Origin of the sequence: Mesorhizobium sp. M0184 (assembly GCF_040322215.1) — a bacterium.
Taxonomy (GTDB): Bacteria; Pseudomonadota; Alphaproteobacteria; order Rhizobiales; family Rhizobiaceae; genus Mesorhizobium.
Genome location: NZ_JAMYSZ010000098.1, coordinates 1 through 970 on the forward strand (window position 1 = coordinate 1; position 970 = coordinate 970).

General features: G+C 66.1%; 1 protein-coding gene. It reads left to right on the forward strand.

Translation table 11 applies throughout. The features are described from left to right. Positions 1-970: IS110 family RNA-guided transposase (locus NKJ23_RS34465; RefSeq protein WP_352685180.1), on the forward strand; the 970-nt coding region annotated here is incomplete at both ends.

The window sequence follows — 970 nt, forward strand, 5'->3', positions numbered from 1 at the left end:
CGCCGCATGTGAAGAAAGTGGTGATCGCAAACCCCAAGCAGGTGCGCATCATCGCCTATGCCAAGATCAAGACGGACACGATCGATGCCAGCGTTCTGGCGCAGCTCTATGCCAGCGGCTTCCTGCCGGAAGTCTGGATTCCGGATGAGCCGACGCAGGCTCTGCGTCGACAGGTGACACGGCGCAATCAGATTGTCCGGCAGAGGTCTCGATTGAAGAACGTCATCCAGTCGATCCTTCATAGCCACCTGATCCCGTCCTGCCCGCATGCCGACCTGTGCGGCACTAAGGGCCGGTCATGGTTGAGCGAGCAGGTCGTGCCGCAGGACGAGCGCCTCGCGATCGATCGGCATCTGCGCGAGTTCGACCGATTGGGCGAAGACCTCCAGGTCATCGAACGCGATCTTGCCCGCTCGGCTCTCGCGGATGAAGGCGTGAAGCGGCTGATGACCATTCCCGGCGTCGACATGACCGTCGCGCTGGCGATGAAGGCGGCGATCGGCGACGTGTCGCGCTTCGACGATCCGCAGAAGCTCGTGAGCTATCTCGGGTTGAACCCAAGCGTCCGACAGTCCGGGCCAGGTCCGGCCTACCATGGGCGGATCACCAAGCAGGGCCGTGGTCATGCGCGCGGCATGCTCGTCGAGGCGGCCTGGGCGGCCGCTCGTGCTCCCGGACCGTTGCGAGCCTTCTTCCTGCGTGTGCGAGCCCGGCGCGGGCAGCATGTCGCGGCCGTGGCAACCGCACGCAAACTCTCTGTCGTGATCTGGCATCTGTTGATGAAGGGCGAGAGTTACGCGTGGGCTCGACCCTCCCTGCATGCCAAGAAGCTGCGCGATGTGGAACTCAAGGCCGGGAGCAAGGCCGTGGGGGGGGCGCGCCGGGGCGCCCCCACCCGGGACGACCACACAGCGCCGCCCCTCACACGCGCGGCCGGGGCGGCGGAGGGGAGGCGCTCCATCCAGAGGAC